This is a genomic window from Roseburia inulinivorans DSM 16841, assembly GCF_000174195.1.
Lineage (GTDB): Bacteria > Bacillota > Clostridia > Lachnospirales > Lachnospiraceae > Roseburia > Roseburia inulinivorans.
Map to the genome: position 1 here is coordinate 1 of NZ_ACFY01000109.1, position 9,479 is coordinate 9,479.

The following is a 9,479-nucleotide window of genomic DNA, read 5'->3' on the forward strand; positions in this document are numbered from 1 at the left end:
ATTCTGAATTTGGAGGTGCATATATATGAATACTGATATGGATATAGACATAAACACTGTGACAGACACAATTACCTGCAGACTTGTTGAAGCCAGGGCAGATCTTGGCATTACCCAGAAAGAACTTGCATCAGCAACCGGCATCAGCCTGAAAACTATTGCCAATATCGAGTCAAAACAGCATATCCCTTCCCTGCTTTATGCCATGAGGATTGCAGACTTTTTCCATAAGCCGGTAACAAGCCTGTTCTGCTATCATCCGGGTATACAGCAGACACCAGCTAAAGGAGATGAGCCGAATGAACAATAAAAAACAGTTGAATTTCCAGACCATCGCTGTTGATTTTGACGGGACCCTGTGTTACAGCAAATGACCGGAGCTTGGTCAACCCAACCATGCACTGATTGAATATCTCCAGGAATGGAAACGCAACGGCAACAAACTCATTCTCTGGACCTGCCGCGCCGGCGAAGCTCTGTCGAAAGCTGTCGAATGGTGCCGGGAACAGAATCTTGAATTTGATGCAGTTAATGACAATCTTCCGGAAAACGCAAAGGCATAGAACCCGTAATGGGGCTATGCCTTTGTGCTTATTCTGGCATTCATTTTTAGTTAGTGCGGATTATTTACCTAATACAGTTTTTCTCATAATAAAAATCTGTTAGTTAAACTTTTTTCAAATTTTGCTACTTCATCCGATAAATCTTCCGAAAGGTTCTTATTTTCGTCCGCCTGCACTGTAATTGCTGAAATTGCTGTCACAAGTTGTGATATCTCTTGTGCTACGTTTGTAACACCTTTTGCAGATTCTTCAATCGCTATAGAAATGTTATTGATACTTTCATTCATATCATTCATTGTACCTAAGCTATCTTTTGACTTAACTGCAAACTCGTTAAATGTATTACTTGCCTGTTCAGAATCAGCATCATAATTTCCAATAATTTTTACAAAGTTGTCATAATCAAGTGCTACCTTTTCATCTACAAAACGAATCATTTCCGTTGCATTTCCAGACAGATTGTTTACTGCCTCAATAACTTTTCCACTGATTTCCTGAATATTGTTTGCTGTCTCACGTGAACTATCTGCAAGCTGTCTGATTTCATCTGCAACAACGGCAAAGCCCCTGCCTGCTTCCCCTGCTCTTGCTGCTTCAATCGATGCATTAAGTGCTAGAAGATTTGTCTGTGCTGCGATATTTAAGATATTTTCTGTAAGTTTTGCAATTTCATTTACAGACTTAGATGCTTCTACTGCCTCCGCGACATCCTTTTGAATGCCATCAAATGTTTCTACTGTTTTTTCTTTTGATGCAATCGCTTCTTTATAGCTATTTTCTGCAGTAAGCTTCACTTCCTGCAACTTCATTGCAGAGTTCTTAGCATCCTCATTCATGCCTGCCATTTTCTCTAGCAGATTATTACATCCTTGGGCTAAATCATATAGAGAAGCAGATACCTCTTCCATGGATGCTGCAAGTTCTTCCGATGTTGCACTCACATTGGATGCACTCATATTTGAAGATTCCGCCTCATTTTGTACAAGATAGGAAGATTTTTTCATATCTTTTGATACACTCTGAATCTTTACCATAAGATTTTGTAATGTTTCAATAAAATGGTTGACACCATTTGCAAGCTGACCAATTTCATCACTGGTTTCATCAAATACTCTTAACGTAAGATTACCCTGTCCTGATTCTATACCTAAAATGATATCATCCAAATCATTCTTTGCTCTTTTTGCTGGACAAACAATGGACTTATTAATAACAATCGAAAGAAGTACGATTACAATAATATCAGCTACCACAAGTGCAAGATCAAAAATGATGCTTCCATTTATTCTGTAGTTGATATGTCTGATGGCTTCTGCCACTTCTCCTTTTGCTGTTTCAAAAACCGCGGTATCATTATTTTCCACTGCTTCTTCATATTGTTCAAACTGTTCTATAAGCACATTATTCTTTCCTCGAATAGCTTGTAATGCCATTAAATTCAAGACTGTAATCAAAACTGCAAAAAAGCCTACAGACACTAACATTGTTACTAACTTTTTTCCCAAGTTCGTTCTCTTTTTCATGTTTATTTTTCTTCTTTCTGCGAAAGGCACCAATGCGTTATGTTTTGGAATTTTTTACCATCATTTTATCCCACCCCACAAAATTTTGTCAATACTATATTCTCTTGATAGAAAATTTTAATCTTTACTCTGATGAGGATGGCGTGAAACACATCCGTATCAAAGCCAGACCTAATAAATGGCATAAGAATGACTGCCCTTTCTGTCACAAGTCATGTCCTGCTTATGACAAACATTCCAGCAGACCAACCACTTAGAGGGGGCTGGACTGGGGTGGTATTCTGGTCGAAGTTGAATACCAGACGCATCGTATCATCTGCCTTGAACATGGGGTATATGTTGCCGAAGTTCCATGGGCATATCCAGGTAGTAGATTTACCAAGGATTTCGACCTTACCGTTGCATGGTTTGCATCCTATCTTCCAAGAAGTACCACATCATACTTCATGAGAGTGGACTGGGAAACTGTAGGCCGCTGTGTCAATCGTGCTCTTCATGATTTAGAACCGGAGCGCTCAAGAAGACTTGATGGTCTGGTTAATATCGGCATTGACGAAACCAGTTACAAAAAGGGTCACAAGTACATTACAGTAATCTTTAATCACGATACCAACACAGTGGTATGGGCATCGGAAGACCATGGCAAATCCGTTCTTGAAAAGTTTTATAAACAGCTTACTCCAGAGCAGCTATCCAGCATCAAGGTTGTTACAGGTGATGGTGCCAAATGGATCACAGAGTGTGTAAATGAATACACTCCTGACTGCGCCCATTGTGTTGATTCCTTTCACGTAGTCGAGTGGGCTATGACAGCTCTCGATGAAGTCAGAAAAGATATCTGGCATGATGCCTGCAGCGAATATAAGCAGGTCAAAAAAGATAATCCATGTGGCAAGGGTCGTCCTAAAAAGGATGATCCTGAACTTGCTATTGTGAAAGCAGCTAAAGCAGATGAGATAAAAGGCTCTGCATACATGATAAAGGTTCTCTGTTTCCTTTTTGATACCAAATATCATATGCAATATATAATATCTTTCTAAACTCTTCCATGTTTCTATTATTGATAGTATTAAAATCTCCTATGAGAATATACTCTTCGTTAGAATGTTTCTGTAAAAATGAATACAATTCATTCCAAAATTGTTCATCATATTTGGGTGGAATTGGTTATCTAATTAACTACATTATTTTCTGTCTAAAATATCCATAAATTCGTCACCTGTAATTGTTTCCTTCTCATACAGGTACATAGCCAGTTCGTCCAGTTTTTCCCTGTTTTCAGCAAGGATTTTTCTTGCTTTTTCATGCTCTGCTTTTACGAGTTGCACGACTTTTTCATCAATTTCCTTCTGGGTATCTGCGGAACAGGAAAGAGACGTATCGCCGCCAAGATACTGGTTGGTCACGGTTTCCATTGCCACCATGTCGAATTCATCTGTCATGCCGTAGCGGGTGATCATCGCTCTTGCAATTTTTGTTGCCTGTTCGATATCATTGGAGGCTCCGGTCGTGATCTCACCAAATACGATCTCCTCTGCCGCACGTCCGCCTGTAAATGTAGCAATCTTATTCTCAAGTTCTTTTTTCGTCATCAGATATTTATCACCCTGCTCAACCTGCATAGTGTAGCCGAGTGCACCTGAGGTACGCGGGATGATCGTAATCTTCTGGACCGGAGCTGAATGACTCTGTAATGCAGCTACCAGAGCGTGTCCGATCTCATGATATGCAACAACCTTCTTCTCTTGATCTGAAAGAACCGCATTCTTCTTCTGATATCCTGCAATAACCACTTCTATACTTTCTTCGAGATCAGATTCATTTACAACGGTCCTTCCACTACGGACAGCACGTAATGCTGCTTCATTTATAATATTGGCAAGCTCCGCACCGGATGCCCCCGATGCCATACGTGCAATCGTATGCAGGTCAACATCATCAGATGCCTTTATCTTCTTTGCATGAACCTTTAAAATTGCTTCACGGCCTGCAAGATCCGGCAGTTCAACCGGCACACGTCTGTCAAAACGTCCCGGACGTGTAAGTGCCGGATCTAACGACTCCGGACGGTTCGTTGCAGCAAGAATGATGACACCATTATTTCCTTCAAATCCGTCCATCTCTGTAAGAAGCTGGTTTAAGGTCTGCTCCCTCTCATCATTTCCGCCCATTTGTCCGTCACGCTTTTTACCAATGGCATCAATTTCATCAATAAACACGATACATGGTGCCTTTTCCTTTGCCTGTCCGAAAAGATCTCGAACTTTGGAAGCTCCCATACCGACAAACATCTCAACAAATTCTGATCCGGACATTGAGAAAAATGGTACATTTGATTCACCCGCAACTGCTTTTGCAAGCATTGTTTTGCCGGTTCCCGGAGGTCCTACAAGAAGGACACCTTTTGGCATAGACGCACCTACATCGGTATACTTCTTCGGATTGTGTAGATAATCAACGATCTCTGAAAGGTTTTCTTTCGCCTCATCTTCTCCTGCAACGTCTGAAAAACGGATTCCCTCACTGGATTGCACATAAATCTTCGCATTGCTTTTTCCCATTCCAAAAGCCATCGAATTTTTTCCTCCGGCATGCTCCATCAGTTTCTTCGCCATATAATTTCCCAGTGCGATAAAAAGGATCAATGGCAAAACCCCGGTCAGCAGGAAGCTGATGATCGGTGACATCTGCTTATCGATATCTTTTGCGAATACTGCTCCACATTCATATAGCCTGTCCGTCAGGTTCGGATCGTTCATCAGACCTGTTTTATAAATATTTTTTTGATCTTTATCTGTAAAGATGATCTGATTGTCCTCAACTTCTACTTCACCAATATTCTTCTTCTCGATCATGCTCATAAAAGTTCCATAATCCGTTTCCTTTACCTGATGCTCCATAAGGATTGGTGTGACAACCAGATTAAATACGATCAGCACTATTAACACAATCCCATAATAATATGCCAGTGGTTTTTTCGGTGTTTTAACTTCTTTCATGGTCTTTCCTCCTGTTGTTCTGCGTTATGCTTTCTCCGTGCATTTTCGTATTATTTATTCTGCCATCTGACTTCGCCCTTGGACAGAAGCGGATAACAGATCAGCTGATCTGAATCCAGATTTTCCGCATGCATGTCAACCGCTGTGATCTGATGATTATCATAAGTCGTATAATAATAAATACCTTTTGCTGTATTACAACAGGACGTGTATATCGTGATCTCATATTTGCCTTCTGTCACCTCACAGCATCCACGCTGCTGATCTACGGATCCTAAGATATGGAAGAACTGGCTTACACTCTCACCCTCTTCTTCACCGGAGATCGAATTTAATTTTGTAAAGGCAACTTTCACAAATCTTGACTGGCTGGAAAGATCTCCGGGTATTCCCATTCCACCCATTCCTCTGCTATATGCATCAAGCTGTAATACTCCTGCAAAAGTACTCTCCGGCTGTTTTCTGGATACTCCGGCATAATTATTAAGTGCAAACATCTGACCCGGGAATGGTGGATTATTGGTAAGCACTCCTACCGGATTATCATATACATGCAGCCCATCTTTCATAGACTCAACAACGATACAGGAGTCTTTGTCTGCAATGATCCAGTGAAGCTGTGCTGTCGGCAGCTGTTCACTGAATGCTGTGCCTGTCAGTCTCATTGCTGCCAGCTTCTCTCTCGCCTCTGCTACAGTAGCACACTGTGTAAGGATCCATGGGATGAACTCGAACTGTGCCACCTGGCTGACTTCTGTTTCATCTTCCGGCAAAGCCTCTTCATATGCCGCATTGCCGACAAAATTAAGACCTGCCATTCCAAGGCCTTTTTCATTAACAGCATCATAATAAAGCGGATAACCTCCTGCAACAAATGCCATTCCGATCAAAGCATAATGGCTTTTTATCTTCCCGGCAAACCGGAAATCAAATTCATAATTTCTTGGCGTTATCGTGATCTGTTCCCCATAGGAAAATTCATAATCAAGCGTTCTGCCCATATAAAAATCTTTTGTTTTGTAAGTTGCTGCTGTACACATATCGAACACCTCTTCTTTCTGCTATAATAGTCCTGCAAACGATCTCATAAACAACCATTTTCAAAGTGGTGATAAAGCAATGCCATTCAGTTAAGCATCATTTTAGTGGTTTTCTGTCATAGAAAGCCACTGTTTTTATACCTAAAACTTTAAAAATATTACAAAAAACAGTTGACAAGTAAGCCAATATATGTTGCGTAAGCCTTGATTATAAACATATTTCAAGGAGGCTCATTATGGCTGATTTTTTCTTATCTAATTTAAAATCCACACTCGACAACTGCATCACAGAACTCGATGAAATTCACTCCATGTTCTGCCGTAATCCGGAAAGTGATTTTACTAGGAACCGCAAACTTTCTTTCCGCGAATATATTCAGTTTATGCTCCAGATGCAGAGTAAATCCGTTTCAAATGCAGTAAACATATGCAGGGCATATCTCAAACACGATGGTAACGAAACAGAGTCCATGCTTCTCATACAAAAGTATCTGACACCTGTCAAGTACAATCGAAAATATCCTATCCACCTCCGTCCAAAGAGAAATAGGGATTTCATGTATCGGGTTGCATAAATCTCGTTACCATTATACTGCATTATAAGGCAGATAAGCAATCTGTCTTTTTGTCATAAAAAACCTTATCTAAATGACATTGAATGATTTATTTTCTATCTAAAATTTTATTAAACCGACTAAAGACTCCATAGTTTGTGTGTTTGACTTACTGTTTATATCTATCTTCTCCTAAATATTTTTCTAGTCATTGCAATATAAAATTGCTTATACAGTCTCTCCCTTAAGAGTCCTGGTATTCTGGATAATATACAGAGCGACCGATATGACCATCATTATAGCGCACAAACCAATCAACAGATCTGATACCATCGGTGTAATTTGGAACCATATAATATGCACCGCTGCAGTTCCATATAATAAAAAGGTTACTATCTTTCCATGCCAGTCTGCACCATGTACTTTTCCTGTCTTTCGTATCACAAGACATCCACTGACTACCATATACAGCTCCTTACCTGCCATTATTACGATTAAAAGAAGCATATGCGGAAAACGAGTAAACAGACAGATTAACATCGCTGCCTGTGTAAGCTTATCAGCCACCGGATCAAGTATTTTTCCTAAATTACTAATCCTATGGAATCTTCTTGCGATATATCCATCAGCAAGATCCGTAAGACCAGACAGCAATAAGATTTCACCAGCTAACAGAGGATTTTTCTTTACACAATAACTCCATATAATTACCGGAATCAGACAAAGCCGAAAAAAAGAAAGAAGATTAGGAACCGTAATAATTCTATTCAAATTTTCTTCCTGATTCACTTCACTCTGCATGTACGATCACATCACTTTCCTTTTTTTAGACATAAACCAATAAAATATAACACAAAATGCTAAAGCAAACACAACACCAAAAACATTTTGAATCACTCTAAGACTAACCGCTCCTTGTAGTCCATAAGTCTCTGCAGCAATGGCTAAAGCACCAAATGTGTTAAATACTGCCTGCCAGCCATATTGTGCTGAAAATCCTACACCGATTCCACCAAGAATTCCTATATATGCATAGATTGACGAAGGAAGCAGAAAATATAATACTGTAAAACATATAACACCTGCAATATTTCCGACAATCCTTTTACGGACTCTGTAGTGCATATCTTCCATAAACGGCAAAATCGCGGACATGGCCGCAATACCAGCCCACATTGCACGTGGCATATTACAAAGTTCTGCAATGCAAAGGACGATCGGTACGCATAAAATCTGACATATCTGCCATTTTGTTCTGGAAGAAGTGATATCAAATTCTTGTATCAGATCTTTCAGATTTCTTTTATAAGTTCTGTTTTTATGATTTCGATAAAATACGAAGCAGGTAAGTGCTGCACCTAAAGCCATTCCGACTAATCGCATCTGATAGCTTTTTCCCGTAACATCATAACCATATAGCAGCAGATACCCAAGAACCAATGTAGATTGATTAAACATGAATGGATTATGGCATCCGAACAGAATCAACACAGCCAGTGCCGCAATATTTAACAGCATTCCAAGTACCGGTGAAAGCTGGTTTGCTAAATGCGGACATACAGTCATAATTACAAAGAACAAAGCCAAAAGCATCGTAGATTGTCCGGTGTGGATCCCCAGATCCGCATTCCGAAATACCATAAGGCATAATAAAACTACTACACCCACAATACTATTCTCATTTCCAAATAAGATACTGAAAATAGTAACAAATAAAAAACAAAATGCCATTGTAACAGCTATCTTTACCAAATATACCAGTATATGATATGATTTTTCTTTCACTGTTTCACTCTTTTTCAACAGATTTTTAGAACCTGCCTGATTTAACTGCAATTCCTGATAAAATGTCATGTAATTCCTCCTCTATCTGTTTTTCTTAAACTTATATGGCCTCATCTTTCTGTATTGGAAGCTCTACAACAAATCTGCATCCACCATATTCCCGGTTTTCTGCCTTGATTGTCCCGCCAGCACTATCTACGATCCGTTTCACAAGTGCAAGGCCGAGACCATTTCCTTCTGCTTTGTGAGAACCGTCTGCCTGATAAAATTTATCAAATATTCTGGTTTTCACATCATCCTCTATTCCCGGTCCTTCATCTTCCAGAATAAACATTACAGAATCCTTTTCCTGCTTCAGAAACATCATAATTGTCCCCTTTGCAGGACTGAACTTAATCGCATTATCTAAAAGATTCATCCATATATGCATAAAAAGTCCTTCATTCCCAGTATATTTAACTTCCTCCAGCTCTACCTGGAAACCAATTTCTTTTTCTGTCCATTTTGTCTCCAGGGAAAGAAATGCCTGACGGATCTGTTCATCCAAACGATATTCTGTTTTTTTCATTGGTATGTTCTGATTCTCTAACTTGGATAACAGCAAAATATTTCCAACCAATCCGGAAAGCCTTTGGGTATTAAACAGGATTTTTTCTACATATTCCTCTTGCTCCTGAGACAGTTCTTCTCCCTGAAGAAGCATTGTATACCCTTCAATGGCATTAATCGGGGTCTTAAACTCATGAGAAACATTAGATACAAAATCCATCTGCAGCACCTCTGTTGCACGAAGCTCTTTTGTCATCACATTAAAACTTTGATAAGATTCTCCAACTTCTGCTATACGGCTGTTCGTTTCCAAATGCTGTTCAAAATCTCCCCGAGAAACTTCCTTCATTGCTTTACTAAGTCTGGTAATTGGTTCTAGTAACTTTGCATTAATAAAGGAAGTGATCAGCCCTGCAATCAATGTATTGAAAATCAAAAGCCAGCCAAGCACAGGTATGCTGCCCGG

At 39.7% G+C, this 9,479-nt stretch carries 9 protein-coding genes; 3 read left to right on the plus strand and 6 right to left on the minus strand.

What is annotated here, in order from left to right; all coding sequences use genetic code 11:
• Positions 1-25 precede the first annotated feature (25 nt).
• A complete protein-coding gene (locus ROSEINA2194_RS12440; protein ID WP_007887594.1) occupies positions 26-310 on the plus strand; it encodes a helix-turn-helix transcriptional regulator in 285 nt (94 codons plus the stop codon).
• 336 nt (positions 311-646) lie between these two features.
• Here ROSEINA2194_RS12440 and ROSEINA2194_RS12445 read toward each other — a convergent pair whose 3' ends face one another.
• Positions 647-2,068, minus strand: a complete 1,422-nt coding sequence (locus tag ROSEINA2194_RS12445; RefSeq protein ID WP_252832625.1) for a methyl-accepting chemotaxis protein — start codon at positions 2,066-2,068, stop codon at positions 647-649.
• Positions 2,069-2,538: 470 nt separating this feature from the next.
• Between ROSEINA2194_RS12445 and ROSEINA2194_RS12450 the strand changes: the two genes are divergently transcribed.
• Complete coding sequence (locus tag ROSEINA2194_RS12450; protein ID WP_172681219.1) at positions 2,539-3,126, plus strand: transposase; 588 nt, start codon at positions 2,539-2,541, stop codon at positions 3,124-3,126.
• A gap of 144 nt (positions 3,127-3,270) precedes the next feature.
• On the opposite strand, the gene ftsH is transcribed toward ROSEINA2194_RS12450, so the two are convergent.
• Complete coding sequence (gene ftsH / locus ROSEINA2194_RS12455) at positions 3,271-5,085, minus strand: ATP-dependent zinc metalloprotease FtsH (protein WP_007887598.1); 1,815 nt, start codon at positions 5,083-5,085, stop codon at positions 3,271-3,273.
• 50 nt (positions 5,086-5,135) lie between these two features.
• The gene (gene bsh / locus ROSEINA2194_RS12460) at positions 5,136-6,125 is read right to left on the minus strand and encodes a choloylglycine hydrolase (protein ID WP_007887599.1); all 990 of its coding nucleotides are present in this window, start codon (positions 6,123-6,125) and stop codon (positions 5,136-5,138) included.
• A 236-nt stretch (positions 6,126-6,361) separates the two neighbouring features.
• On the opposite strand from bsh, the gene ROSEINA2194_RS12465 reads away from it, so the two are divergent.
• Positions 6,362-6,700 carry a hypothetical protein gene (locus tag ROSEINA2194_RS12465; RefSeq protein ID WP_007887600.1) on the plus strand — a complete coding sequence of 113 codons (339 nt, stop codon included), beginning with the start codon at positions 6,362-6,364 and terminating at the stop codon, positions 6,698-6,700.
• A gap of 207 nt (positions 6,701-6,907) precedes the next feature.
• Here ROSEINA2194_RS12465 and ROSEINA2194_RS12470 read toward each other — a convergent pair whose 3' ends face one another.
• From ROSEINA2194_RS12470 to ROSEINA2194_RS12480, 3 genes are all read right to left on the minus strand, one after another.
• On the minus strand, positions 6,908-7,480 hold the full coding sequence (locus ROSEINA2194_RS12470; protein ID WP_006858451.1) for a CDP-alcohol phosphatidyltransferase family protein: 573 nt from the start codon (positions 7,478-7,480) through the stop codon (positions 6,908-6,910).
• A gap of 6 nt (positions 7,481-7,486) precedes the next feature.
• A complete protein-coding gene (locus ROSEINA2194_RS12475) occupies positions 7,487-8,533 on the minus strand; it encodes an FUSC family protein (RefSeq protein ID WP_007887601.1) in 1,047 nt (348 codons plus the stop codon).
• A 31-nt stretch (positions 8,534-8,564) separates the two neighbouring features.
• The coding region (locus tag ROSEINA2194_RS12480; protein WP_007887602.1) for a HAMP domain-containing sensor histidine kinase at positions 8,565-9,479 on the minus strand (915 nt) is incomplete at its 5' end.